At 63.9% G+C, this 26,277-nt stretch carries 25 protein-coding genes; 10 read left to right on the forward strand and 15 right to left on the reverse strand.

Annotation, left to right across the window (positions count from 1 at the left end; translation table 11 throughout):
• Positions 1–148 precede the first annotated feature (148 nt).
• Positions 149–1,213, reverse strand: coding sequence for an AI-2E family transporter (locus QYE47_RS23570; RefSeq protein WP_070384147.1), 1,065 nt, complete (start codon positions 1,211–1,213; stop codon positions 149–151).
• Positions 1,214–1,345: 132 nt separating this feature from the next.
• On the opposite strand from QYE47_RS23570, the gene yegQ reads away from it, so the two are divergent.
• From yegQ to QYE47_RS23600, 6 genes are all read left to right on the forward strand, one after another.
• The gene (gene yegQ, locus QYE47_RS23575) at positions 1,346–2,680 is read left to right on the forward strand and encodes a tRNA 5-hydroxyuridine modification protein YegQ (RefSeq protein WP_049587511.1); all 1,335 of its coding nucleotides are present in this window, start codon (positions 1,346–1,348) and stop codon (positions 2,678–2,680) included.
• A gap of 78 nt (positions 2,681–2,758) precedes the next feature.
• Positions 2,759–4,483 (forward strand): copper resistance system multicopper oxidase, encoded by a 1,725-nt coding sequence (locus QYE47_RS23580; protein ID WP_019437203.1) that lies wholly within the window; start codon positions 2,759–2,761, stop codon positions 4,481–4,483.
• Positions 4,476–5,360, forward strand: a complete 885-nt coding sequence (locus tag QYE47_RS23585; protein WP_014591732.1) for a copper resistance protein B — start codon at positions 4,476–4,478, stop codon at positions 5,358–5,360. Before QYE47_RS23580 ends, QYE47_RS23585 begins: the two co-directional genes overlap by 8 nt.
• Positions 5,361–5,374: 14 nt before the next feature.
• Positions 5,375–5,803 carry a DUF411 domain-containing protein gene (locus QYE47_RS23590; RefSeq protein WP_014591733.1) on the forward strand — a complete coding sequence of 143 codons (429 nt, stop codon included), beginning with the start codon at positions 5,375–5,377 and terminating at the stop codon, positions 5,801–5,803.
• Positions 5,803–6,240 (forward strand): YqaA family protein, encoded by a 438-nt coding sequence (locus QYE47_RS23595; RefSeq protein ID WP_010953185.1) that lies wholly within the window; start codon positions 5,803–5,805, stop codon positions 6,238–6,240. The genes QYE47_RS23590 and QYE47_RS23595 overlap by 1 nt, the downstream gene beginning before the upstream one ends.
• A 75-nt stretch (positions 6,241–6,315) precedes the next feature.
• Entirely contained in the window at positions 6,316–7,314 is a 999-nt protein-coding gene (locus tag QYE47_RS23600) for an alpha/beta hydrolase (protein ID WP_014591734.1), read from the forward strand.
• 74 nt (positions 7,315–7,388) lie between these two features.
• Here QYE47_RS23600 and QYE47_RS23605 read toward each other — a convergent pair whose 3' ends face one another.
• The 6 genes from QYE47_RS23605 to QYE47_RS23630 form a co-directional block, all read right to left on the reverse strand.
• On the reverse strand, positions 7,389–7,970 hold the full coding sequence (locus QYE47_RS23605) for a DinB family protein (RefSeq protein ID WP_014591735.1): 582 nt from the start codon (positions 7,968–7,970) through the stop codon (positions 7,389–7,391).
• A 13-nt stretch (positions 7,971–7,983) separates the two neighbouring features.
• Positions 7,984–9,090 carry a cell division protein ZapE gene (gene zapE / locus QYE47_RS23610; protein ID WP_014591736.1) on the reverse strand — a complete coding sequence of 369 codons (1,107 nt, stop codon included), beginning with the start codon at positions 9,088–9,090 and terminating at the stop codon, positions 7,984–7,986.
• A gap of 41 nt (positions 9,091–9,131) precedes the next feature.
• Entirely contained in the window at positions 9,132–10,277 is a 1,146-nt protein-coding gene (locus QYE47_RS23615; protein ID WP_014591737.1) for a PQQ-dependent sugar dehydrogenase, read from the reverse strand.
• A gap of 22 nt (positions 10,278–10,299) precedes the next feature.
• Entirely contained in the window at positions 10,300–10,617 is a 318-nt protein-coding gene (locus QYE47_RS23620) for a hypothetical protein (protein ID WP_010953180.1), read from the reverse strand.
• A 155-nt stretch (positions 10,618–10,772) separates the two neighbouring features.
• Positions 10,773–11,738: an agmatinase gene (gene speB, locus QYE47_RS23625; RefSeq protein WP_004576768.1), complete on the reverse strand. Its 966-nt coding sequence runs from the start codon at positions 11,736–11,738 to the stop codon at positions 10,773–10,775.
• 25 nt (positions 11,739–11,763) lie between these two features.
• Complete coding sequence (locus QYE47_RS23630; RefSeq protein WP_014591738.1) at positions 11,764–12,843, reverse strand: extracellular solute-binding protein; 1,080 nt, start codon at positions 12,841–12,843, stop codon at positions 11,764–11,766.
• Between the two features lie 102 nt (positions 12,844–12,945).
• On the opposite strand from QYE47_RS23630, the gene QYE47_RS23635 reads away from it, so the two are divergent.
• Positions 12,946–13,836: a LysR family transcriptional regulator gene (locus QYE47_RS23635; protein ID WP_014591739.1), complete on the forward strand. Its 891-nt coding sequence runs from the start codon at positions 12,946–12,948 to the stop codon at positions 13,834–13,836.
• Between the two features lie 180 nt (positions 13,837–14,016).
• Here the strand turns inward: QYE47_RS23635 and QYE47_RS23640 are convergent, their stop codons facing one another.
• A complete protein-coding gene (locus tag QYE47_RS23640; protein ID WP_070384148.1) occupies positions 14,017–16,443 on the reverse strand; it encodes a TonB-dependent receptor in 2,427 nt (808 codons plus the stop codon).
• A 228-nt stretch (positions 16,444–16,671) separates the two neighbouring features.
• Positions 16,672–17,796 carry a sigma-70 family RNA polymerase sigma factor gene (locus tag QYE47_RS23645; protein WP_014591741.1) on the reverse strand — a complete coding sequence of 375 codons (1,125 nt, stop codon included), beginning with the start codon at positions 17,794–17,796 and terminating at the stop codon, positions 16,672–16,674.
• Positions 17,797–17,927: 131 nt separating this feature from the next.
• On the opposite strand from QYE47_RS23645, the gene QYE47_RS23650 reads away from it, so the two are divergent.
• Positions 17,928–18,407, forward strand: a complete 480-nt coding sequence (locus QYE47_RS23650) for an LEA type 2 family protein (protein ID WP_014591742.1) — start codon at positions 17,928–17,930, stop codon at positions 18,405–18,407.
• A 20-nt stretch (positions 18,408–18,427) separates the two neighbouring features.
• Here QYE47_RS23650 and QYE47_RS23655 read toward each other — a convergent pair whose 3' ends face one another.
• Complete coding sequence (locus tag QYE47_RS23655) at positions 18,428–18,691, reverse strand: hypothetical protein (RefSeq protein ID WP_003248880.1); 264 nt, start codon at positions 18,689–18,691, stop codon at positions 18,428–18,430.
• 22 nt (positions 18,692–18,713) lie between these two features.
• On the opposite strand from QYE47_RS23655, the gene QYE47_RS23660 reads away from it, so the two are divergent.
• Positions 18,714–19,139, forward strand: a complete 426-nt coding sequence (locus QYE47_RS23660; protein ID WP_230678068.1) for a YqjD family protein — start codon at positions 18,714–18,716, stop codon at positions 19,137–19,139.
• A 22-nt stretch (positions 19,140–19,161) separates the two neighbouring features.
• On the opposite strand, the gene QYE47_RS23665 is transcribed toward QYE47_RS23660, so the two are convergent.
• The gene (locus tag QYE47_RS23665) at positions 19,162–19,779 is read right to left on the reverse strand and encodes a tRNA-(ms[2]io[6]A)-hydroxylase (protein ID WP_014591744.1); all 618 of its coding nucleotides are present in this window, start codon (positions 19,777–19,779) and stop codon (positions 19,162–19,164) included.
• A 154-nt stretch (positions 19,780–19,933) separates the two neighbouring features.
• On the opposite strand from QYE47_RS23665, the gene QYE47_RS23670 reads away from it, so the two are divergent.
• Positions 19,934–20,797 carry a universal stress protein gene (locus QYE47_RS23670; protein ID WP_014591745.1) on the forward strand — a complete coding sequence of 288 codons (864 nt, stop codon included), beginning with the start codon at positions 19,934–19,936 and terminating at the stop codon, positions 20,795–20,797.
• 114 nt (positions 20,798–20,911) lie between these two features.
• Here the strand turns inward: QYE47_RS23670 and QYE47_RS23675 are convergent, their stop codons facing one another.
• The 4 genes from QYE47_RS23675 to QYE47_RS23690 are packed head-to-tail and all read right to left on the reverse strand — an operon-like array spanning position 20,912 to position 26,026.
• Positions 20,912–21,115 (reverse strand): formate dehydrogenase subunit delta, encoded by a 204-nt coding sequence (locus tag QYE47_RS23675; RefSeq protein ID WP_014591746.1) that lies wholly within the window; start codon positions 21,113–21,115, stop codon positions 20,912–20,914.
• Complete coding sequence (gene fdhF / locus QYE47_RS23680; protein ID WP_070384149.1) at positions 21,112–23,994, reverse strand: formate dehydrogenase subunit alpha; 2,883 nt, start codon at positions 23,992–23,994, stop codon at positions 21,112–21,114. Before fdhF ends, QYE47_RS23675 begins: the two co-directional genes overlap by 4 nt.
• Positions 23,991–25,550, reverse strand: a complete 1,560-nt coding sequence (locus QYE47_RS23685; protein ID WP_019437210.1) for an NADH-quinone oxidoreductase subunit NuoF — start codon at positions 25,548–25,550, stop codon at positions 23,991–23,993. Before QYE47_RS23685 ends, fdhF begins: the two co-directional genes overlap by 4 nt.
• A complete protein-coding gene (locus QYE47_RS23690) occupies positions 25,544–26,026 on the reverse strand; it encodes a formate dehydrogenase subunit gamma (RefSeq protein WP_014591749.1) in 483 nt (160 codons plus the stop codon). Before QYE47_RS23690 ends, QYE47_RS23685 begins: the two co-directional genes overlap by 7 nt.
• Between the last annotated feature and the right edge of the window lie 251 nt (positions 26,027–26,277).

A 26,277-nucleotide genomic window follows, 5' to 3' on the forward strand; every position in this document is an offset into this window, starting at 1 on the left:
TGTGTCCCCCCCGATCCGGCTTAGGAGCGGGTTTACCCGCGAATACGGTAGCAGCGGCAACGGTGAACGGCGGGTGGAAATTGGCCAACCGGCCCGGCCCTTTCGCGGGTGAACCCGCTCCTACGGCCGACAAACCTGAGCAAGAACGCTATTGTGGCAATTGCACCCGCGGTTTGGTCGCGGCAAAGATCGCCCAGCTGGAAACGAACAGCGCCGCGATCAATGGGCCGATCACAAAGCCGTTGAGGCCGAACACCGCCAGCCCGCCAAGGGTCGACACCAGGATCAGGTAGTCCGGCATGCGCGTATCCTTGCCCACCAGGATTGGCCGCAACACATTATCCACCAGGCCGATCACCAGCACCCCGAACGCGGTAAGCACCACCCCTTGCAGTATCGCCCCGGTCAGCAGGAAATACGCCGCCACCGGCGCCCAGATGATGCCCGCGCCCACCGCCGGCAGCAGCGACAGAAACGCCATCAGCACCGCCCACACCAACGCACTCGGGATATCCAGCACCCAGAAAATAAAGCCTCCCAACGCACCTTGGGTAATGGCCACCAGCACGTTGCCCTTCACCGTCGCCCTCACCACACGATTGAACTTCAACTGCAAACGACGCTTCTGGTGCTCGGGCAGCGGGACGGCCATCCGCACCCGGCGCGCAACTTCCGGGCCATCACGCAGGAAAAAGAACAGCAGGTACATCATGATGCCGAAACTGATCAGAAACTCGAATGTGCCCTGGCCAAAGCTGAACGCCTGGCTGGCCAATACCTGGCTACCCTGGGTTGCCCACTTGGTGATCTTGTCACGCAAACCGTCAAGGTTACCCATGCCCATGTTGTCCAGCCCACGCTGGACGAATGCCGGGAGCATGTCCTTGCCGCGCTCGACGTAACCGGCAATGTCCAGCTGCCCGCTTTCGATGCGCTGGTACAGCGTGGCGCCCTCTTGCACCAGCAGGGCGCTGATGATGATCACCGGCAGGATCGCCACAAGCAGGCACACCAGCGTGGACGTGGCCGCGGCAAGGTTACGCCGCCGCCCGCAGCGGATCAGCAAGTGACGCTGCAGCGGGGCGAACAGGATGCCGAGGATCACCGCCCAGAAGATTGCGCCGTAATACGGCAGAAGAATCCAGAAGAAGGCAATGGTCACCAACGCCAAGAGTACTGCCAGGGCCTTGTTCTGTAGCGCGGTTTCGTTCATCGCAGTTCCTCAAATGGCTTATGAGTGATTAGTGCACCGCGCCTGGACAAAAGTGCCGTGCTCACTTGACGCAAATCAATACGCACCTTGTCCATCGACCCTAGCATCCCCGCCTTTTGCCCCGGTGCGCACATGAACCCTACTGCCAAGCCCGAACTGCTGGCCCCCGCCGGCACCCTCAAGACCATGCGCTACGCGTTTGCCTACGGCGCCGATGCGGTCTACGCCGGCCAGCCGCGTTACAGCTTGCGGGTGCGCAACAACGAGTTCGATCACGCCAACCTGGCACTGGGGATCGAGGAGGCGCACGCCTTGGGCAAGCGCTTCTACGTGGTGGTCAACATCGCCCCGCACAATGCCAAGCTCAAGACCTTCCTCAAGGACCTGGCACCCGTGATCGAGATGGCGCCGGACGCGCTGATCATGTCCGACCCCGGCCTGATCATGCTGGTGCGCCAGCACTTCCCACAGATGCCGGTGCACCTGTCGGTGCAGGCCAACACCGTCAACTGGGCCAGCGTGCAGTTCTGGCAGCAACTTGGCCTGAGCCGGGTGATCCTGTCGCGGGAGCTGTCGCTGGACGAAATCGAGGAAATCCGCCAGCAGGTGCCGGGCATGGAACTGGAAGTGTTCGTGCACGGCGCCCTGTGCATGGCCTATTCCGGCCGTTGCCTGCTGTCGGGCTACCTCAACAAGCGTGACGCCAACCAGGGCACCTGCACCAATGCCTGCCGCTGGAAGTACGACGCCACGCCGGCCACCGAGAACGCCACCGGTGACATCGTGCGCCAAGTGCAGCCCACCCTGGGCCTGGGTGCACCCACCGACCAAGTGTTCCTGCTGCAGGAAAGCAACCGCCCCGGCACTGAAATGCCGGCGTTCGAGGATGAACACGGCACCTACATCATGAACGCCAAGGACCTGCGCGCCATCCAGCACGTCGAGCGCCTGGCCTTGATGGGCGTGCATTCGCTGAAGATCGAGGGCCGCACCAAATCGCACTTCTACTGTGCCCGCGCGGTACAGTCGTATCGCCAGGCGATCGACGACGCGGTGGCCGGGCGACCATTCGACCGCGCCCTGATGGGCAACCTCGAATCCCTGGCGCAACGCGGTTACACCGAAGGTTTCCTGCGCCGCCACGTGCACGACGAGTACCAGAACTACCAGCGCGGCAACTCGGTGTCTGAGCGCCAGCAATTCGTAGGCGAATTGACTGGCGTGCGCGTCGACGGCCTGGCCGAGGTCAAGGTGAAGAACCGCTTCGCCGTGGGCGACCATCTGGAGCTGATGACCCCGCGCGGTAACTACCACTTCGACCTGCACCGCCTGTGCAACCGCCAGCAGCACGCCATCGAGGTAGCACCGGGCGATGGCCACGTGGTGTATCTGCCGATCCCGGAACAGGTTGCCCTCGACTACGGCCTGCTGATGCGCGACCTGCGCATCGACGAAGCAGCAAGCTGACAACACTGTAATGTGCACCTCAGCTACCTGACAGCCGGCGGCAGCGAACATCGTGGCTCTTCCGCATGAGGCCACGCCATGTTGCGCAACCCCTCCCGCCGTACGTTTGTCAAAGGCCTGGGCGCCGCCAGCACGCTGGCGGGCCTGGGGCTGTGGCGCCCGCTGGCCCAGGCCGCCGAAGGCCGAGACCTGGCCGGCCAGCATTTCGAACTGTTCATTGGCCAGACCCCGGTCAACATCACGGGCCGGCCGCGAACCGCACTGACCGTCAACAACAGCCTGCCCGGCCCACTGTTGCGCTGGCGCGAAGGGGACACCGTGACGTTGCGCGTGCGCAACCGACTGGCGCAGGACACCTCGATCCACTGGCACGGCATCATCCTGCCGGCCAACATGGACGGCGTGCCTGGCCTGAGCTTCGCTGGCATCGAGCCCGGCGGCGACTACCTGTACCAGTTCACACTGCGCCAGAGCGGCACCTATTGGTACCACAGCCATTCGGGCCTGCAGGAGCAAGCCGGGGTATACGGGGCAATCGTGATCGAGCCACGCGAGCCCGAAACGCACCGCTACCAGCGCGATCACGTGTTGCTATTGAGCGACTGGTCAGACCAGGCGCCGGAACACCTGATGGCGACGCTGAAGAAGCAGTCCGACGCGTACAACTTCCACAAGCGCACGGTTGGCGACTTCATTGATGACGTGGCCGAAAACGGCTGGAGCCCCACCGTCGCCGAACGCACGACCTGGGCGCGCATGCGCATGAGTCCAACCGACCTCGCCGATGTCAGCGCCGCCACCTACACTTACCTGCTCAACGGCCAACCACCACAAGGCAACTTCACCTGCCTGTTCCAGCCAGGCGAAACCGTGCGCCTGCGGCTGATCAATGCCTCAGCCATGACCTACTTCGACTTCCGCATCCCCGGGCTGAAGCTGACGGTGATCGCCGCCGACGGCTTGCCGGTGACCCCTGTGAGCGTGGATGAACTGCGCATTGCCGTAGCAGAGACCTACGACGTGCTGGTGACCGTGGGTGACCAACCCGCCTACACCCTGTACGCCCAGAGCATGGACCGCACCGGCTTTGCCCGCGGCACCTTGGCCCGTGCGGCCGGGCTGCAGGCACCGGTGCCTGCCCCCGACCCGCGCCCGGTGCTGAGCATGGAGGACATGGGCCACGGCGGTATGGATGCCATGGCGGGCATGGACCACAGCAACCCGCAGGGCATGAACCACGGCAGCATGGCCGGCATGGGCCACGCCGCGATGTCGGCCATGCAGCAACACCCAGTCAGTGAAACCGACAACCCGCTGGTGGACATGCAGACCATGGCACCGCGCCCCAACCTGGCCGATCCTGGCATAGGCCTGCGTGACAATGGTCGCCGCGTGCTGACCTACGCCGACCTGCGCAGCCCCTACCCCGACCCGGACGGCCGCCCGCCATCGCGAGACATCGAACTGCACCTGACCGGCCATATGGAGCGCTTCGCCTGGTCGTTCGACGGCATCAAGTTCAGCGACGCCGAACCGCTGCGGCTGATCTACGGTGAGCGCGTGCGCATCATCCTGGTCAACGACACCATGATGACTCACCCCATCCACCTGCACGGCATGTGGAGCGACCTGGAAGACGAGCATGGCCAGTTCCTGGTGCGCAAGCACACCGTCGATATCCCGCCCGGCAGCCGACGCGCCTACCGGGTAACCGCCGACGCGCTGGGCCGCTGGGCCTACCACTGCCACTTGCTCTACCACATGGAGACCGGCATGCTCCGCGAGGTACGCGTCGATGAATGACACCCGCAACCGCAGCCTCGTGGCAGGCGTGGCGCTGCTGACCTTGCTCGCCAGTGAACGGGCGATGGCCGCTGGTTCCGAACACACGAACCACGGGCAGATGGGCCATCAGGCCATGCCCATGACCCATGAAAGCATGGGCCATGACCAGCCTTCCCTCAGCCAACCTCGCACGCCCCTGCCTGTCATCACCGACGCCGACCGCCGCGCCGCCTTCCCGCCATTGCCAGGGCACCAGGCGCATGACCGGGCGCTGAACTGGGCAGTGATCGTGGACAAGCTCGAATACCAGAACTTCGAGAGCAGCAGTGCCCTGAACTGGAACGCCACCGCCTGGGTCGGTGGCGATATCGACCGCTTGTGGCTGCGCACCGAAGGCGAACGCGAACAGGGCAAGACCCACAAGGCCGAGCTACAGGCGCTGTGGGGCCATGCCGTGAGCCCGTGGTGGGAACTGGTGGCCGGTGCACGCCAGGACTTCAAGCCTGCCAGTGGCCAAACCTGGGCCGCCTTCGGCATCCAGGGCACACCGTTGTACGGCCTGGAACTGCAAGCCACCGCCTATGCAGGCGAGCGGCAACAGACCGCGCTGCGCCTGGAAGCCGCTTACGCTATGCTGCTGACCAACCGCTGGATACTGGAGCCGACCCTGGAGGCCAACCTCTACGGGCGCAACGACACCGGGCGCGAACAAGGCGCGGGGCTGGCCGACAGCGAGGTGGGCCTGCGCCTGCGCTACGAAATCACGCGCGGCTTCGCCCCCTACGTCGGGCTCAGTTTCAACCGCCTGCACGGCTCGCGTGCCAACCAAGCCCGAGAAGACGGTGAAGATCTGGGCCAGACCCGCCTGGTCGCCGGTATCCGCCTGCGTTTTTAGAGGAGTGCTTCACCATGCTGCGCAAACACCTGCTGACCCTGAGCCTGCTGGCCGTCACCGGCCTGGCCCAGGCCGCCGAGACCATCGACGTCTACCGCGACCCCAACTGCGGCTGCTGCAAGGCCTGGATCAGCCACCTGCGTGACAACGGTTTTACCGTCAACGACCACGTCGAGCCAAACATGAGCACCGTCAAGCAACGCCTCGGCGTGGCGCCACGCCTCGCGTCGTGCCACACCGGGGTGATCGACGGCAAGTTCGTCGAAGGCCACGTGCCGGCCGAGCAGGTGCGCCTGCTGGTCAAGCGCAACGACCTCAGGGGCCTGGCGGTGCCGGGCATGCCCATGGGCTCGCCCGGCATGGAGATGGGTGACCACAAGGATGCCTACCAGGTCATCGGGGTGACCCAGGATGGCCAGGACACCGTGGTCGCCAACTACTGATGCTCAGCCTGGGGGCGCTGTTTCTCAGCGCCTTTGGTGCCGCTACCCTGCTGCCGCTGCAATCAGAGGCCGTGCTGGTCGGTCTGTTGCTGCGCCAGCCCGAGGCCTGGGCGACCCTGCTGCTGGTAGCCACCCTGGGCAACGTGCTCGGCTCGGTGGTCAACTGGCTGCTGGGCCGGGCCATCGAGCACCTGCGCGACAAACGCTGGTTCCCTTTCAGCGCAGCCCAACTGGCGCGTGCGCAGCAGCGCTACCAACGCTGGGGGCAATGGTCGCTGCTGCTCAGCTGGATGCCGGTGATCGGCGACCCGCTTACGCTGATCGCCGGGATCATGCGTGAGCCATTCTGGCGCTTCCTGTTGCTGGTGACCCTGGCCAAGGCTGGCCGCTATGCGGTGCTTGCGATGATTACCCTGGGCTGGTTTCACGCCTGGTAACACCTTTCAGGTTTCGCGTGGTCCACTGCCTGTTACAGTCGCCCCATTCAACCTGGCCCTACACGGAGTGCCCCCATGTTGCGCGCAACCGCCCTTGCCCTGGCCTGCCTTGCCAGCAGTTCGGCCATCGCTGCCGAGTCGCCTACCTACGGCCCCCAGCTCGAAGGCTTCAGCTACCCGCACCCCCTCAAGCATTTCGACTTCAAGTCCCAGGGCCAGGCCCTGCAGATGGGCTACATGGACGTACCCGCCCAGGGCCAGGCCAACGGCCACAACGTGGTGCTGATGCACGGCAAGAACTTCTGCGCCGCCACCTGGGAAACCACCATCGACGCCCTGAGCAAGGCCGGCTACCGGGTCATCGCGCCCGACCAGGTTGGCTTCTGTACGTCGAGCAAACCGGCGCATTACCAGTACAGCTTTCAGCAACTGGCCGACAACACCCATGCCCTGCTCGAACAGCTGGGTGTGAAGCAAACCATTGTGCTCGGCCACTCCACCGGCGGCATGCTCGCCACCCGCTATGCGCTGATGTACCCCCAGCAGGTGGAACGCCTGGCAATGGTCAACCCGATCGGTCTGGAAGACTGGAAAGCCCTGGGGGTGCCCTACCGCACCGTGGACCAGTGGTATGCCCGCGAACTCAAGCTGGATGCCGAAGGCGTACGTGCCTATGAGCGCAAGACCTATTACGCCGGGCGCTGGAAGCCTGAATATGAACGCTGGGTGCAGATGCTGGTGGGCTTGAACAAAGGGCCGGGGCATGAAGCGGTGGCGTGGAACTCGGCACTGATCTACGACATGATCTATACCCAGCCGGTGTACCACGAGTTCAAGCACCTGCAGATGCCGACCCTGTTGCTGATCGGCGACAAGGACACCACCGCCATCGGCAGCGATATCGCGCCGCCGGAGGTAAAGGCCAGGCTGGGCAACTATGCAGAGTTGGGGCCGCAGGTGGCCAAGCTGATACCCAAAGGTGAACTGATCACGTTCGAAGGCATGGGGCATGCGCCGCAAATCGAGGAACCGGTGCGGTTCAATCGCACCCTGGTCGAATGGCTGGGCAAATGAGCCAATGATTGGCCCCTGTGGGAGCACGCAGGCTTTGAGATTTTGCGCACGCCCGCTGCTGCCACAGGGTTCCTCTACACGTTCCAGACCAGTGCTTCTGTCCAGCCCAGCTCGGCAAAGTCGCCCGCCCGCAGCTCGGCCTCTTCCTCGCAGAAAAACTCATCCAGCTGTGGTGGCCTGACCGCAGTATCACTGAGCATTGCGTGCACCTGCCCACGGTGATGCACCTGATGTTCGAACAGATGCGCCAGCAAACGCAGCCGCTGCTCGCGCTGCACCCGATCAGGCCTCACGACGCTCACATAGCGGCCCAGGTCGCCATCACTCAGCCCCCGGCAGTAGGCGATCAAACGGTGGTCAGCCTGGGCCTGCTCGGCATGCAGATCGGTGCAGGTGGCAAACGGCTGTTCCGGGTCGAAAAAGCGTTCGCCGTCGGCATCGGGCTGCTCGCCGCGCTGCTCGCACTCGAGCATATGCAGGTAGAACCAATCCACCGTCAGCAAATGGTTGAGGGTGGCCTTGATCGACGGGAAGAAGCTGCAACGCGGGGCGACGAACTCGTCCTGGGTCAGTTGCAGGCAGGCCTTGTACAGGCGGTGATTGGCCCAGCCATTGTTATAGGCCTGGGTCAGCAGATAATGCGATAACGGCTGCATGGTCGGCTCCTTTTCAGGCGAAGCGTTGCAGTTGCATCTCCCGTAGCCGGCTGAGGGTGCGCTGGTACGGGAACGCCAGATACCCTTGAGTGTAGAGGGCATCGAGCGGCACCTGTGCCTCCAGGTACAACGCCACCCGGCGGTCATAGCATTCGTCGACCAGGGCAATGAAGCGGCGAACCGCATCGTCCTTGGGCGAAAGCGCAGGCAGTTCACGGTCGCCCGCCACTACCCTCGCCGCGCCATCTTCGGTGCCACGGGCAATACGCCCCGCCCGCTGCTCCCCGCCCAGCGCCGGAATGCCGGATACCAGAATCGAGGGAAAACGGTCGCACAAGGCCATGAACTCCATGGCCGCCAAGGGTTGATCGCACAGATCGGTGAAACGACACCAGATAGCCTGCTCACTGCGTCGCACGACGTGAATGTGCCTTGAGCCAATACCCAAGGGCTGATCAGTGCCGGCATCTTCCGGGCTGAGCTGGCGAAACACCTCGCCCAACTGGCTGGCTTGCCCCGCCTCGGCTACCCAATAGCGCTGCCGCGCTTCACCGGGGTGCAGGCGGTGATCCTGCTCGCCTGCTACCGGCAGTACCTGCATGTGACGACCAATGGCGGCGATGGCTGGCAGGAACCGCTCGCGGTTGAAGCCATCGCGGTAGAGCTGCTCGGGTGGCTGGTTGGAGGTGGCGACGATCACCACACCCTGATCGAACAATACCTGGAACAAGCGGCCGAGGATGATCGCATCCCCAATGTCGCTGACGAACAATTCATCGAAGCACAGCACGCGGATCTGCCGCGCCAGCTCCGCCGCCAGGGCCAACAGCGGGTCGGCGGTGCCGTTGAGCTGAAACAGGCGTTGATGCACCCAGGCCATGAAGTGATGAAAGTGCTGGCGCCGGCTCGGTATGCGCAGACACTGGTGGAACTGGTCCATCAGCCAGGTCTTGCCGCGCCCGACCGGGCCCCAGAGGTAGAGGCCCTGGGTAGGGCGGCCCTGCTCAAGGGACTGGAAGCAGGCTTGCAAGGCCTCGACGACGCGGGCCTGGGCAGGGTCAGCAACGTAGCCCCGAGTGCTCAGGGCTTGCTGGTAGAGGGTTTGGGGGTCGAGGGCCATGCCGCATTCTACCCGACTGTCACCCTCGGTGCAGGCGCGCGTCAGTCGGCCAGGCCGACCTTGAGTAGCGCACCGTCCTTGTCATCGGTCAGTACATACAGGTAACCATCCGGCCCTACCCGCACGTCACGGATACGCGCCTTCAGGTCACCGAGCAACCGCTCCTCGTGCACCACCTTGTCGCCATCCAGTTGCAAGCGGATCAATTCCTGCGTGGCCAGCGCCCCTATGAACAGATTGTGGTCCCAGGCCTTGAACGTTGGGCTGTCGTAGAACGCCATACCGCTGATACCCGGTGACTTTTCCCATACATGGTGCGGGTCGACCATGCCGTGCACACGCTCGCCCTTGGCCTCGGGGATTGGCAGCAGCGAGTAGTTGATGCCGTGGGTCGCAATCGGCCAACCATAGTTCTTGCCAGGCTTTGGGATGTTGATTTCATCACCACCGCGTGGGCCGTGTTCGTGGGTCCACAGTTGGCCGGTCCAGGGGTTGAGCGCGGCGCCTTGCTGATTACGGTGGCCGTACGACCAGATCTCCGGGCGCACGTTGTCCTTGCCGACGAAGGGGTTGTCTTTGGGCACTTCGCCGTCCGGCAGAATACGCACGACCTTGCCTTGCAACTTGTCCAGGTCCTGGGCAGTGGGGCGTTGGTTGTTCTCGCCCAGGGCGATGAACAGGTAGCCGTCGCGGTCGAACACCAGCCGCGAGCCGAAGTGGTTACCCACCGACAGCTTGGGCTGCTGGCGGAAGATCACGGTGAAATTCTCCAGCCGGGCGCGGTCTTCGGACAGCTGCCCGCGGCCGACCGCAGTACCGGCCTTGCCGTCGCTGCCCTCCTCGGCGTAGGACAGGTAGACGGTGCGGTCCTTGCCGAACTCCGGCGACAGCGCCACATCCAGCAAGCCGCCCTGGCCTTCGGCCCAGACCTTGGGTACACCGCTGATCGACGGGCCAACCTTGCCTTCGGCATTGACCAGCCGCAGGTTGCCGGCGCGCTCGGTCACCAGCATGTCCTTGCCACCGGGCAGGAAGGCCAGGGCCCAGGGGTTGCGCAGGCCATCGGCAAGCGTGTCGACGATCAAGGTACCTTCTTCGCTGGGGAACCGCTGTTCGGCCGCCGCATGCGCCCACAGTGGCAGTAGCGCAGCGGCGGTCAGGGTGACTAGCCAGGGTGCTCGAAGCATGCCGGATTCCTTTCAAGTAGGCTTAAGGCGCACGAGGGTTGTCGCGCGGTGGCCGGGTGGGTTCCAGGTTCGGGGTTTGCTGCTGACGGCGCAGGTTGTCGCCATTGCCGATGCCGCGGTTGTCCAGGGTGGGTGGGCGCTGGTAGGGGTCGGTGGACGGGCCACGTACCGGTGGCGCAGCCGGCATGCTGCCTTGACGGCTGTTGGGGTTGGCCCGCTGGATCGGGCTGTTGTAAGGGTTGTTGTTGCCGGCAGCACGTTGCACGGGCTGCTGCGCAGCCGCGTGCGCGGGCAGGCACAAGGCCAGGCCGAGGGCCAGGATGGGCAATGTCGGGGTCATGCTTCACCTCCTGTACGAAAATGCCGCGCCTGGTGGGTTTGATAGCCTAAGGCGCGAGGGGTTCGCGGCAAAAGTGTGAATGCGGGTGGAGTTGATTCCTGATGTTTCAGTATGGGCCGCGGAGGGCTGCTTCGCCCTCCAATGGCCGCAACCTTCTACTGGCCGTTATCCACCTTGTGCCGCGCCGCATACAGGCACAGCATCTCCATGGCCAGGGTTGCCCCGGCCAACGCGGTGATATCGGCATGGTCATAGGCTGGCGCCACTTCCACCAAGTCCATGCCTACCAGGTTGATGCCACGCAGCCCACCCAGAATCTCCAGCGCCTGCACCGTGCTTAGCCCGCCACACACTGGCGTTCCGGTACCGGGCGCGTAGGCCGGGTCGAGGCAGTCGATGTCGAAGGTCAGATACACCGGCCGCTCGCCCACCCGCTGGCGAATCGCTGCAATTACCGCCTCTGTGCCCTGGCGGTGCACTTGCCTGGCATCGAGAATGGCAAAGCCCTGGCTGTCGTCATTGGTCGTGCGCAGGCCAATCTGCACCGAGTGGGCCGGGTCAACCAGGCCTTCGCGGGCGGCATGCCAGAACATGGTGCCGTGGTCGATGCGCTTGCCCGCCTCGTCCGGCCAGGTGTCACTGTGCGCATCGAAATGGATCAGCGCCAGCGGGCCATGGCGGCGGGCGTGAGCCTTGAGCAGCGGGTAGCTGATGAAATGGTCGCCACCAAGGGTCAGCATGGCGCAACCCGCCTGCAGAATGTGCTCGGCATGGGCCTCGATGCTGTCCGGTACCGACTGCGGCGTGCCGCTGTCGAAGGGGCAGTCGCCATAGTCGATCACCGCCAGGTGGTCGAACGGGTCGAATGCCCACGGCCAGTGGCGGGCCCAGGCCTGCTGGACCGAGGCCGCACGGATCGCCCGCGGGCCGAAGCGCGCGCCGGGGCGGTTACTGGTGGCCGTGTCGAACGGCACACCGCTGACCACCACATCCACACCGCGCAAGTCGCGGCTGTAGCGACGGCGGGAAAAACTGACAACACCGGCGTAGGTGCTTTCTGCGGCGGTACCATACAGGCTATCGCGGGTCATGGCCTGGTCATTGCTTGCGGCTTGGTCCACGGTCGGGCTCCTTGATTGTCATGGGCTACTGCCGGCTGCGGAAGGCAGTCCACAGACGGTTGCGTTGGCGCAGGTCGGCCAAGGCCATGCTGCGGTCGGCATACAGGCGTTGACGCACCTCGGCCGACGGATAGATATCCGGGTCGTTGCGCACCGCTTCGTCCACCAGCGGCGTGGCAGCCTGGTTGGCATTGGCGAAGAACAGCGTGTTGGTCAGCGCTGCCACCGACTCTGGCTTGAGCATGAAGGCGATGAACGCCCGTGCGGCCTCGGGGTGCGGGGCGTCCTTGGGGATGACCAGGTTGTCCTGCCATACCAGCGTGCCTTCGCGGGGGATGCGGTAGATCACCTCGAAAGGCTTGCCGGCACGACGGGCCTGGTCGGCGGCCATCGCTGCGTCACCGTTGTAGGTCAGCGCCAGGCACACGCTGCCATTGGCCAGGTCGTTGATCTGCCGGCCGTTGGCAACGTAGCTGATCGACGGCTGCAACTGGCTGAGCAGGTTCTGCGCGGCAGCCAGGTCATCCTTGTTCTGGCTGTAAGGGTCCTTGCCCAGGTAATTCAGGGCTACGCCGATCACCTCCTGGGGCGAGTCAGGCAAAGCGATGCCGCAACCCTTCAGGCGGGTGGCGTACTCGGGCTTGAACAACAGGTCGAGGCTGTCCAGCGGTACATCGCCAAGGCGCTGGCGTACTGCCTCCACATTTACCCCCAGGCCCAGCGTACCCCAGGTGTACGGCACGGCATGGCGGTTGCCGGGGTCAACCTCGGCCAGTTTGCCCAGCAGGTCCTTGTCGAGGTTGCCATAGCCAGGCATGGTCTGAGCGTCCAGCGCTTGCAGGGCATTGGCCTTGAGCGCCCGGGCCAGCACGGTGGATGACGGCACCACCACGTCGTAGCCGCTACCACCGGTCAACAGCTTGGTTTCCAGCACCTCGGGGGTGTCAAAGGTGTCGTAACGCACCTTGTAGCCCGTTTCCTGTTCGAAGCGCTGCAGGGTTTGCGGGGCGACGTAATCGGCCCAGCTGTAGAGGTTGACGACCTTTTCTTCGGCCTGCAGCGGCAGGGCTAGAACAAGAGATAAAAGGCACAACGATCGACGCATGGCGGACACCTCGGTAAATGGGTGGATGCCGCGAGCATGCCAGCCGGGTTACATTGCACCAATGGCAAGTTTGCAAAGCTGACATTCATCAGGAGCAATGTAATGCTCGGACAAGTGCACGATCCCGACCTGCACCTGCTGCGGCTGTTCGTCACTGTAGTCGAGGCGGGTGGCTTCAGCGCCGCTCAAGGCGTGCTGGGCCTGAGCCAGCCCACCATCAGCCAGCGCATGGCGCAACTGGAGGCACGTTTGGGTTACCGCCTGTGCAGCCGCGGCAAGGGTGGGTTTCGCCTGACGGAAAAAGGTGAGTTGCTATTGGACGCGGCGCGTGGGCTGCTGCTGAACATCGAACAGTTTCGCCAGCAGGCCAACGGCGTTGCCGGGCGACTGCTGGGAACTGTGCGCATTGGCATGGCGGAAAATCAGGACAAGGCGGTGAGCCTGAAACTGGCGGCGGCCATTGCGGCATTTCGCAGGCGAGAGGAATCGGTGCAACTGGAGCTTGTCAGTGCACCGCCGGCGGAGCTGGAACGGCTGTTGCTGGAGCAGCGTCTGGACTATGCCATCAGCTACTTTTCCGGCAACCAGGCGGCCTTTGATTACCAGCCCTTGTTCGCGGAACGACAGCGGCTGTATTGCGGCAAGGGGCATGTGCTGTATGGCGAAACGGATATTGGGCTTGAGCGGTTGCTGGACATGGACCAGGTGCGCCATCCGTACCGTTTTCTCAAAGGGGGCGAACCGTTCCAGAGCAGACGCAGCACGGCAGTGGCGGAGCAGATCGAAAGCGTGCTGACGTTCATTCTGTCTGGGCGGCATATTGGCTACTTGCCATGCCATTGCGCACAGGCCTGGGAGGCCGATGGGCTGATATGGGCGCTGGACCCTGAGCTTGATTTTGGGGTGCCGTTCACCCTGGCCCGGCACCGGGCACAGGGGGTTGGCGAGGCAGCCCATGTATTTGCGCAGGATTTGCTGGCGGCGTTTGCCTGAACCGGCCCCTTCGCGGGTAAACCCGCTCCTACGCCTGATCGAGGGTGGACACGCACCGATGGTTGGACACTGGCCGTCGTGTAGGAGCGGGTTCACCCGCGAAGAGGCCGGCCCTGCTGGCCAATCTCCACCCGCCGTTCACCGTTGCCGCCGCGAACAGGCCCGTTCAGGCCGCCACAATCAGTAAGCCATGCTCCAGCTCAGCGTGTAGGTACGCCCACGCCCCTGGTAGTCATACAGATACGCCGGCCCGTAGGTCGGCGAATAGAACAACGTCGCACGCTGCCCCCATACCGTGCTGTACTGCTTGTCCAGCAGGTTCTGGATACCGGCACTGAAGGTGCCGAAACCGGTATCCTGGCTACCCAGCAGGTCGAAGGTGGTGTAGCCGTCAATCTCGTGATCGGCATCATCTTTCAGGCTGAAGGCATGGTTGGCCTGCAAGCGTGCACTGCGGCCATCGCCCTTCCAGCCGACAAATGCGGTTGCCTTGGACAACGAGGCATAACGGGCATCGCGCTTGATCCAGCCGCCATCCTCGGCCTCTTCCTCGGAGCGTGTCATGTGCATTGTGCCGCCAGCTTCCCAGCCGGTCTGGAAGTGCCGGGTCAGTGCACCTTCAAAGCCGAAGTCGCGGCTTTTCTGCTCTTTCACGTCGATGGTCAGCGTTTGCGAATCGACGTTGATGATCTTGTCCGACCAGATGTAATACAGCGCGGCCTGTGCATCCCAATCCAGGTCGGCATAGCGCCAGCCCAATTCCACCTGGCGGCTCTTGATACCGGCCAACGGGTTATCGGCCACGCTCAGGCCCGGCTTGCCGTAGTACTTGGCCGGGTCAGGCAGGTCGAAGCCTTCGCCATAGTTGCTCCACACCTGGTGGCCGTTCTTGAAGTCGTAGATGGCACCGACGTTGAACAGGTTGACCTGATAGTCGTTACTGCCACCTGGCACGCCCTTGAAGTCGCTGACATCAACGTCCATCTGCTGCCGCCGGGCACCACCGGACAATGTCAGGTTGTCGGTGGCATGCCAGTCCAGCTGGGCATACACCGACACACCATCCACCCGGTAGCTGGGGTAGCGGTCGGCCTTGCTGTCTTTTTCCAGCTCCAGGCCACCCGACTCGGACGAGGTCTGGGCGTTGAAGGTGGTCTGCTCGGCGTTGAAGCGCTCGCGGTCCAGGTCAACGCCGTAGGTCAGCTTCAGCGTATCCCACTGCTTGGCAAACAGGCCCTTGAGGCTGGTGACTTCGAAGTTCTGCTGCGAGGCGGCAAAGTACACCCCGCGCGAGCCGGTGGGCGTGGCACGGTTGTAGTACGGGAACGGGTAGAAGTTGTCATCTTCCTTGCGGTACGAGGCCTGCAGGTAGAAGTCCTGCCCCAGCACGTCGGTGTGGTGGTAATTGGCGTTGAGCAGCAAGCGCCGCGTACGCGGCTCCAGGTCCGATGAATAACCGCTGCGCAGTTCGGCGTCTTCCAGGTCGGATGGCGCGTTGTAGTTCAGGTTGGGGAAGTAGATACCCGTGCTGCCATGGTTGCCCGAGTCGTAGTACTGGGCCAACAGGTCGAGGCTCTGCTGGTCGTTCAGCTGCAGGCCCAAGGTGCCGAGTACGTCGATGGTGCGGTTGTACTGCAGGTCGGTCTGGGTGTTGTCGATGAAGATCTGGTCGCCAGCACCATCGTAGAAGGCTTCGTTCTGCTCACCGGAAACGCCCAACCGGGCATTGACCCGCTCGTTGCCGCCGCTGACCGACTGGGCGAAGCGGGTGGCCAGGTCGTCGCTGTTGTTGAAACCGCTGCTGGCCCCCAACTGGGTCTCGAAGCGCGCCGGGCCAGGCTCGCCCTTCTTGGTCACGATGTTGATGATGCCGCCGGTGGCGCCACCGCCGTAGATGGCGCTGGCGCCAGACAGCACTTCGACGCGCTCGACGTTGAACGGCGAAATGCTGTCGAACTGGCGCGACAGGCCGCGGGAGCTGTTCTGGCTGACCCCGTCGATCATCACCAGCACGTTGCGCCCACGCATGTTCTGGCCATAATTGGTGCGCCCTTCCGGCGCCAGGTCAAGGCTCGGCACCAGCTTGCCGATGGCTTCCTTCAGGCTGACGCCGCTGTCGATCTGCTCGCGCAATTGCTGCTGGTCGACCACCCAGACGGTCCCGGGGATTTCGCTGATGGCGGTGCTGGTGCGCGAGGCTACGCTGACTTCGATCGGCTTGAGGTTGACCGCCTGCGGCACGGCCTCGGCCTTGCGCAAGGTGACGGTGCGAGCCTCGCTGAACTGCCAGCTCATGCCGCTGCCGGCCAGCAACTGCTGCAGGGCCTGCTCGACACTGAAGTTGCCCTGCAACGCCGGGCTGACCTGGCCGGCGACATCGCCTGTGGTGTACAGCAGGTGCAGGCCGGCCTGGTCGGCGAAAGTGGTCAGCGCCTGGTCAAGCGGTTGGGCTGGCAGGTCGAGCTGGACCTGGCGAGCTTGCATCTGGGTCTGTTCGGCAGTCGTCGCGGCCCCTGCGTGCAGGGGGCCGAGCAACAGGGCCACGGCACTGCAAGACATCAAGGCATGGTGAAAAGAACCGCGACGGCGGTGCAAGGGCTTGAGCATCAGAGGCACGAATGAGCTTCCTGACAAGTCGTAAATGAGAATGGGTTGCTGATCAGTCTCACTACGACGATCTGGCTTGCAGGAACTTGCAGTGCCAAATGAAAAATATTTTTGTTTCTGCCCGGCCTCTTCGCGGGCAAGCCCGCTCCTACAACGACTGCGCCCGCCTGAAGATTGTGCGATCTGTGCAGGAACGGGCTTGCCCGCTAAGAGGCCGACACAGGCTGATCAATGCACCACGGCCAACCACGGCAGGTAGGTCACCTTCAGGCCATACCGTTGCTCCAACGTCCGCAACAGGGCCTCAGGTTCATCCAGGTCAAACACCCCGCTCACTTCCATCGCAGCCAGCTTGCTGTCGGACAACACAATGCGCCCATGCCGGTATCGCTCAAGCTCGGTCAGCACCTGCCCCAGCGGCTTGCCGTTGAAGATCAGCTTGCCACGCTGCCAGGCCATCTGCGTGCCGGCATCGGCCGCCACTGCCAGTTCATGTTCACCCACCTTGGCTTCACCGCGAGCCAACACGACGTGGCCATCGCGCTGCACGCTGAAGGTGGCGGCATTGCCCTGCACCCGCGCACCGGCCGTTTCGACCACAAACGGACGTGAATCATCGGCGGTCTCGAACAACGCCTCACCCGCATCGAGTACCACACGCCGCTCATGCTCGCTGAACGCCACGCTCAAGGCACTGGCGCTGTTCAGCGTCACCCGTGTGCCATCTGCCAGGGTAATGACCTGCCGCTCGCCCACGGCGGTGTGGTAATCGGCCAGCAGCATCGGGGCTTGCTGCCAACCCGCCACGGCGGCGACCAACAACACCACCGATGCCGCCACACCCGCCTGCTTCAGCCGGCCGCGGCAATGGCGCAAGGCCTGGCCGATATACTTTGCCACCATGCTCTCGGAAACCCCCAGGCGTTGAGCGACCTGCTTCTGGGTCAGGCCCTCGACACGGTTGAGCAACAGCGCCTGGCGGGCATTGTCGGGCAACTGCAACAACGCCTGGTCAAGAATCTGCAATCGCTCGCGGGCCAGCAAGGCCGCCTCGGGTGCCGGCGCCGGGCAGGCCACCTCACAGGCTCCGTCGCTGTCGTCGTGGCAGGCGGCGATGCGTTGCTCACGGCGCAAGGCGTCAATCGCCAGGTTGCCGGCCACGCGAAAGATGAAACTGCGCGCGTGCAACACCGGCACCGCCTGCTCGTCGATGTTCACCAGCTTCAGGTAGGTTTCCTGCGCCACATCGGCCGCGCGCTGGCGGTCGCTCATGCGCCGTGTCAGAAACTGCAGCAGATCGTCGTAGTGCTCCTGGAAACTTGCCAGCAGGCCCGACATGGGTGAAGTCAGCATGGTTTGGGAACAGCCAGTAAGAGAGGTTATCGAGCGTTAATGAGAAACAGTATCTTTCATATCAAACGATACTTTCAACGTCGACGCGCATTTGCCACACTGCCAGCTCCACTCCGGCAAGGTCACAGCCCATGACTGCCCGTCTGTACCGCTACACCCGCCTGCTCCTGGTCCTGCTGCTGGCCTGTGGCCTGGGGGCCTGTGCGCTGTTCCAGCCACGCGACCCGGTGAACATCAGCGTGATCGGCATCGAACCGCTGCCCGGTCAGGAGCTGGAACTGCGCATGGCGGTGAAAATGCGAGTGCAAAACCCCAATGAGGCGCCGATCGATTACAACGGCATCGCCTTGAACCTGGAAGTAAACGGCCAGCCGCTGGCCGCTGGGGTCAGTGATCAGCAGGGGCACATTGGCCGCTACGACGAAGCGGTGATCGTGGTGCCGGTAAGCATCACGGCGTTTTCCTTCCTGCGCCAGGCCTATGGGCTGGGCAAGCTGGACTCGCTGCAGGGTCTACCCTACAAGCTGCGCGGCAAACTGGCCGGCGGGCCGCTGGGGACCGTGCGCTTTACCGATGAAGGCAAGCTGGACTTGCCCAAGGGCACCTACTGATAAGCGCCGGGCGGGTGTGCTCAGCGGTTGGCGCTGGCTGCGGCCATCAGCTTGTTGACTTCGCTGCGCACCATGCTGGCGTATTCAGGCGGCGTCATGCCGTCCAGTTCGGCGCGCACCCACTCGGCCCATTTGCCCTTGCGCCGTGGCTTTTCGGCAATCAGCCGGGCGGCTTCGCCCTTGGCTTTGCCCAGGTTGTTCTGCCACATCTCGAACAGCCGGGCCTTCTCTGCCTCGATCTGCGCCCGTTCCTCGAAGCTCATGTTGGCCAGATTGAAACTCATTAAGGTACCTGCAGGTTTGAAAATGGCCGCTATCTTACACCCAGGCAACCCATCATCGGAAAGCCGCCGCAACTTTCCCGACGTGGCGGCATCCATTGTTCACAACCCCATTGACGAGGACGAGTTCATGGCCCGGAAAAACGCCACGCTGGCTGACAGCGATCAGATCAAGGACCAGGTATTCAGCGAACTGCAATCGCTGATAGAAGAATCGGAAAAACTGCTGAACGACAGTGCCGCACTGGTCGGCGAAGAAGCAGAGACGTTGCGCGCCCAGGTGAGCCTGAAGCTGCGCCAGGCACGCCAGGCTGCGAGCAACGTGCGCAGCAAGGCGCAACCGGTGGTGGACGCCACTCAGGACTACATCGGCGGCCACCCCTGGCAGACCGTGGCCATTTCCGCCGGCCTCGGGCTGGTGGTAGGCCTGCTACTGGGTCGGCGCAGTTAAGGCCTGCGCCGCCTGGTGCCCATCAGGCGGCCAAAGCCTGCGGGATGCCGCTGTGGAAGCGCAGCTCCTGGTCGGGCGACTGGATCAGCTCCATTTCCGCAGCGCGTACCAGCTCGACACGGCGGGCGATGTCCGCCTCCTCACCGTAGTTGTGCGCCAGTTTCAGGTAGCCCTGGTAGTGGCGCGCTTCGCTTTTCAGCAACCCGTGGTAGAAGCGGCCCAGCTCTTCATCCAGATGTGGCACCAGTGCGGCAAAACGTTCGCAACTGCGCGCCTCGATGAACGCCCCCACCACCAGTGTATCCACTAGCTTGACCGGCTCGTGGGCGCGTACCAGTCGACGCAAGCCCGACGCGTAACGCCCCGCCGACACCGGGCGTAGCGGCACACCGCGGCGTTTCATGAGGCGTAACACCTGTTCGTGATGCACCAGCTCCTCGCGGGCCAGGCGCGACATCATGTTGATCAGATCAAGGTGAGTGTTGTACTTGGCGATCAGGCTCAAGGCCGTGCTGGCGGCCTTGAACTCGCAGTTCTTGTGGTCGATCAGCAGGGTTTCCTGGTCGGCGAGCGCCGCTTCGATCCAGGCGTCTGGCGTCGGGCAGCCAAGAAAGGCGTCGATTTCGGGGATCAGGGACATAAGCGTGCAACCACACAGAACAGGCAGGGTCGGCGATTATACCGGCGGCGGCTGGCGACGCCAGTGACTATGCTTGATGTACATCAAGCGCTGGAGGGCGAAGCGCCGACTATAGTCAGGCACTGGTCGCCATCATCGAAGGGAGTTAACGCCCATGCAAGCCGTCCGCAGCATCCTCGTCGTCCTCGACCCCGCGCACGCCCACAGCCGGGCGCTTACACGGGCCAAGCTGATTGCCGGCATCACCGGCGCGCGCCTGCACTTGCTGATGTGCGACAAACGGCATGATCACAGTGCGCTGCTGAGCCTGCTGAGCAGCCAGTTGCATGATGACGGCTTCGACAATGTCACCCATGAAGAGGGCTGGCGCGACAACCTGCACGACACCATCATCCATGTACAACAGGCCGAAGGCTGCGAACTGGTGATCAAGGACCATCGCCCGGACAACCCGCTGAAAAAGGCCCTGCTCACCCCCAGCGACTGGAAACTGCTGCGCCAATGCCCGTGTGCCGTGTTGATGGTCAAGAGCGAGCGGCCATGGACCGGCGGCAAGATCCTGGCGGCGGTGGACGTGGGCAACCAGGACGAAGACCACCGCCGCCTGCATGCCAGCATCATCGACCACGGCTTCGAGATTGCCAAACTGGCCAAGGGAGAACTGCATGTCATCAGTGCCCACCCGTCGCCGATGCTGTCAGCGTCGGACCCGGCGTACCAGCTGAGCGATACGATCGAAAAGCGCTACCGTGAAGCGTGCAGCGCGTTCCAGGCTGAATACGGCATCAGGGAAGAATGCCTGCATGTGGCTGAAGGGCCGGCGGATGTGTTGATTCCCCATACCGAACAGAAGCTCGATGCCGTGGTGACGGTGATGGGCACGGTGTGCCGCACGGGCATTTCCGGGGCGTTGATTGGTAATACCTCGGAAGTGGTGCTGGATGCGCTGCAGGGTGATGTGCTGGTGCTCAAGAGCGAAGAAGCCATCGCCCACCTGGCGGAGCTGGCCCGCGGCTGAGTAGGCAATATGCAGGCCCCTTGGAGGAGCGGGTTCACCCACGAATGCGTCATTGATTTCAACGCCACATTCGCAGACAAACCCGCCCCCAAGGTTCCGTTGCCGCCCGGGGATCTAGACCAACGCCTCCCGCACCTTCGGGTCAAGCCCCTCCCCCACATGGGCCTCGCTCCATTCCGCCAGCTGCCGGCGCATGGCCGGCGTCCAGAAGCTCTGCAAATGCTGCCGCACCCCTTGCACCGCCAGCGCCCGGTCGGGCTCGCTGTCGAAGTAATGGGCAATCTGGTTGGCCATCTTGACCAGGTTTTCGCTGCTCATCGGCGAACCTCGGCTTTCTCCGCAGTGCGGCGCTCTTTCAGCAGCCGCTGCTGTTCATCACTGAAGTCCTGATAGCGCTTTTGCCATTGCGATGGCTGGAACACTTTCACCACTTCCACTGCCGTCACCTTGTACTCGGGGCAGTTGGTGGCCCAGTCGGAGTTGTCGGTGGTGATCACGTTGGCCCCCGACTCGGGGAAGTGGAAGGTGGTGTACACCACTCCCGGCGCCACTCGCGTACTGACCTTGGCACGCAGCACAGTCTGCCCGGCGCGGCTGCCGATGCCGACCCAGTCACCGTCGTGGATGCCACGGCTTTCCGCGTCGGTCGGGTGGATCTCCAGGCGGTCGGCGTCATGCCAGGCGACGTTGCCGGTACGCCGGGTCTGGGCGCCGACGTTGTACTGGCTGAGAATGCGCCCGGTGGTCAGCAGCAACGGGTAGCGGTTGTTGACCTTTTCGTCGGTGGGCACGTAGCCGGTGAGCATGAAGCGGCCCTTGCCACGCACGAACTGGTCGATGTGCATGGTCGGCGTGCCGTCTGGGGCAGCGTCGTTGCACGGCCACTGCAGGCTGCCATGGCGGTCGAGTTCAGCGTAGCTGACACGACGGAAGGTCGGCGTCAGGCGGGCGATCTCATCCATGATCTCGGAAGGATGGCGGTAGTTCATCGGGTAGCCCAGGGCGTTGGCCAGGGCCACGGTAGCTTCCCAGTCGGCCTTGCCAGCCAGCGGTTCCATGACCTTGCGCACCCGCGAAATACGCCGCTCGGCGTTGGTGAAGGTGCCGTCCTTTTCCAGGAACGAACTGCCCGGCAGGAACACATGGGCGAACTTGGCAGTTTCGTTAAGGAAGATGTCCTGCACCACCACGCACTCCATGGCCAGCAAGGCCGCGGTGACGTGCTGGGTGTTGGGGTCGCTCTGGGCGATGTCCTCACCCTGGCAGTACAGCGCCTTGAAGCTGCCATCCAGCGCCGCCTCGAACATGTTGGGAATGCGCAGACCCGGGTCGGGCTGCAAGGTCACGCCCCACGCCTGTTCGAACTCGGCGCGCACGCCCTCGTTGGAGACATGCCGGTAGCCGGGCAACTCGTGGGGGAACGAGCCCATGTCGCACGAGCCCTGCACATTGTTCTGCCCGCGCAGCGGGTTCACCCCTACCCCTTCACGGCCGATGTTGCCAGTGGCCATGGCCAGGTTGGCGATGCCCATCACTGCAGTACTGCCTTGGCTGTGCTCGGTCACACCCAGGCCGTAGTAGATGGCCGCGTTACCGCCGGTGGCATACAGCCGGGCCGCAGCGCGGATCTGCTCAGCGGGCACACCACAAACCAGGCCGAGCACCTCGGGGGCGTTGTCTGGCAGGCTGACGAAGTCGCGCCAACGGGCGAAGTCTTCGGTTTCGCAGCGGGCATCGATGAAGCGCTGGGCCAGCAGGCCCTCGGTGACGATCACGTGGGCCAGGGCGTTGAGCATGGCCACGTTGGTGCCCGGGCGCAGTTGCAGGTGCAGGTCGGCGCGGGCGTGCGGCGAGTAGACCAGGTCGATGCGCCGTGGGTCGATCACGATCAGCCGCGCCCCTTGGCGCAGGCGGCGCTTGAGTTGCGAGCCGAACACCGGGTGCGCATCGGTGGGGTTGGCGCCAATCACCAGCACAACGTCGGCCTGCATCACCGAGTCGAAGCTTTGCGTGCCGGCCGACTCACCCAGGGTCTGCTTCAGGCCATAACCGGTGGGCGAATGGCACACCCGTGCACAGGTATCGACGTTGTTGTTACCAAACGCCGTGCGCACCAGTTTCTGCACCAGGTAGGCTTCTTCGTTGGTACAACGGCTGGAGGTGATACCGCCGATGGAGTCGCGCCCGTATTTGAGCTGGATGCGGCGGAACTCGCTGGCGGCATAGGTCACGGCCTCGTCCCAGCTGACTTCCTGCCATGGGTCTTCCAGGCGCTTGCGGATCATCGGTTTGGTGATGCGGTCCGGGTGGGTGGCGTAGCCCCAGGCAAAGCGGCCCTTGACGCAGGCGTGGCCGTGGTTGGCGCCACCGTTCTTGTCCGGGACCATGCGCACCAACTGGTCACCCTTGATTTCGGCGCGGAACGAGCAGCCAACGCCGCAGTAGGCGCAGGTGGTAATGACCGAACGCTCAGGCTGGCCAAGCTGCACCAGGCTCTTTTCCGTCAGGGTCGCGGTCGGACAGGCCTGCACGCAGGCGCCGCACGAAACGCATTCGGAAGCAAGGAAGTTTTCGCCACCCGCTGGCGCCACCCGCGATTCGAAACCACGCCCGGTAATGGTCAGAGCGAACGTACCCTGGATGTCCTCGCAGGCGCGCACACAGCGGCTGCAGACGATGCACTTGCTCGGCTCATAGTCGAAATACGGGTTGGAAACGTCTTTTTTCTCGTCCAGGTGGTTGGCGCCGTCATAGCCGTAGCGCACCTCACGCAGGCCCACCTGGCCGGCCACGGTCTGCAGCTCGCAGTTGCCGTTGGCCGAACAGGTCAGGCAGTCCAGGGGGTGGTCGGAAATGTACAGCTCCATCACGTTGCGACGCAGCCCGGCCAGGCGCGGGGTTTCGGTGCGCACCACCATGCCTTCACTGACTGGCGTGGTGCAGGATGCCGGGTAACCGCGCATGCCTTCGATTTCCACCATGCACATGCGGCAGGAGCCGAAGGCTTCGAGGCTGTCGGTGGCGCACAGTTTGGGGATGCTGGTGCCCAGCATGGCGGCGGCGCGCATGACCGAGGTGCCAGCAGGCACGCTGATGGCGCGGCCGTCGATGCTCAGGCTGACCTGCACGTCGCTTTCGCGGGCCGGTGTGCCGAGGTCGCTGCTTTTATCAGAAGCGGGGTCGAAGAAATTGATCACTGTGCGGCCTCCGTGGTGGTCAGCCCAAAATCGGCAGGGAAGTACTTGAGCGCGCTGGCCACCGGATAGGCAGTCATACCGCCCATGGCGCACAGCGAACCGTACTGCAGGGTGTCGCACAGGTCGCGCAGCAACAGCGCCTGGTCATGGCGTTCGGTGATGTCGCTGCTGGCGATCAACCGGTCGACCACTTCCATGCCCCGGGTGGAACCGATACGGCACGGGGTGCACTTGCCGCAGGACTCCTCGGCACAGAACTGCAGGGCGAAACGCGCCATGCTGGCCATGTTCAACGTATCGTCGGCCACCACCACACCGCCGTGGCCGAGCATCGCGCCCACGGCAGCAAACGCTTCATAGTCCAGTGGGGTGTCGAAATGGCTGGGGGGTACCCAGGCACCAAGCGGGCCACCGACCTGCGCGGCCTTCAGCGGCCGGCCACTGGCCGTGCCACCGCCATAGCCTTCCACCAGCTCGCGCAGGGTCAGGCCGAACGCGCGCTCGACCAGGCCACCCTGGCGAATGTTGCCGGCCAGCTGGAACGGCATGGTGCCCAGCGAGCGGCCCATGCCGAAATCGCGATAGAACGCTGCACCCTTGGCCAGAATGATGGGCACCGAAGCCAGGGTAAGCACGTTGTGCACCAGCGTCGGCAGGCCGAACAGCCCTTGCAGCGCAGGCAGCGGTGGCTTGGCGCGGACGATGCCACGCTTGCCTTCGATGGATTCGAGCAGCGCGGTTTCTTCGCCGCAAATATAGGCACCGGCGCCCACCCGCACCTCCAGGTCGAACGCCTGGCCGCTGCCGGCTACGTCAGCACCCAGGTAGCCAGCGTCACGCGCGATGGCGAAGGCCTGGTCGAGTACCCGGATGGCATCGGGATACTCCGAGCGCACATAGATATAGCCCTTGTCGGCACCCACGGCGAGGCCGGCAATGATCATGCCCTCGATCAGCAGGAAGGGGTCGCCTTCCATCAGCATGCGATCAGCGAACGTGCCCGAGTCACCCTCGTCAGCGTTGCACACCACGTACTTCTGCCCGGCGCCAGCATCACGCACGGTGCGCCACTTGATGCCGGCCGGGAACGCCGCACCACCACGGCCACGCAGGCCGGAGTCGAGTACTGCGGCAACCACTTCGGCACCATCCAGCGCCACAGCGGCCTCCAGGCCTGCGAAACCACCGTTGGCACGATAGTCGTCCAGCGACAATGGGCGGGTGATGCCAGCGCGAGCGAACAGCAAGCGTTGCTGGGTCTTGAGATAGGGTATTTCTTCGACCGGCCCCAGTGCCAGCGAGTGGCCACCGGGTTCGCCCGCCAGGGCATCAAGCAGTGACGGCACATCGTGTGGCGTAATCGGGCCGAAACCCAGGCGCCCTTGCGCACTGTCGCACTCGATCAGCGGCTCCAGCCAGTAAAGCCCGCGCGAGCTGGTGCGCTGGATGTCCAGCGGCAACTGGCGGCGCTCGGCCTCGCGCAGCAGGGCCTCGGCGACCTGGTCGGCACCCACGGCACGGGCTACGGAATCACAGGGAATGTACAGCTTCAGCATGCTGAGTCCTCCCGGCAACCATTGACCAAGTCTCGCAGGCGCTCAGGGGTGAGTCGCGCGTGCACCTGGCCGTCCAGCTCCAGCGCTGGCGAGCAGGCACAGGCACCCAGGCAGTAAACAGGGCGCAGGCTGATGGACCCGTCGGCGCTGGTGCCGTGGTCGTCCAGTGCCAACTGTTCACGCAATTGCGCGGCCAGGGCTTCGGCGCCACGGCTCTGGCACGACTCGGCACGGCACAGGCGCAGGGTGTGGCGAGCGGGCGGCGCGGTGCGGAAGTCGTGATAAAAGCTGATTACCCCACGCACTTCAGCCAGGCTGAGGTTCAGGGCATGGGCGATTTCGGGGACCGAGGCATCGGGGATGTAACCCATCTCGTGCTGGACAGCATGCAGGATCGGCAACAGGGCACCGGGGGTGTCCTTGTCGCGGGCCAGAATACGCTGGATTACAGGCAGGTGGAGCAATTCATCAGGCATACAGCGGACCTCGGCATCACGGACCCTGCCTGATTGTTTTAGGGGGCAGGTTTCCGGCGTGTTCTGCTGCGGCGCACCATCCACGTCACAGTTGCGTGGTACGGGTGGCCTCCTCGCCCACGGCCGCACGTCTGCGCGCACTGACCCTTGGGCATCCTGCTAGCATGGCACTTGTAGCGCCGAGGGGTTGTATACGAGCGACCAGGCGCATTCTGAAACCGACGCACGTGATTACGCCCCGGCATCAGCTG

The sequence above is a fragment of the Pseudomonas sp. 2,4-D genome (assembly GCF_030418155.1).
GTDB classification, from domain to species: domain Bacteria; phylum Pseudomonadota; class Gammaproteobacteria; order Pseudomonadales; family Pseudomonadaceae; genus Aquipseudomonas; species Aquipseudomonas alloputida.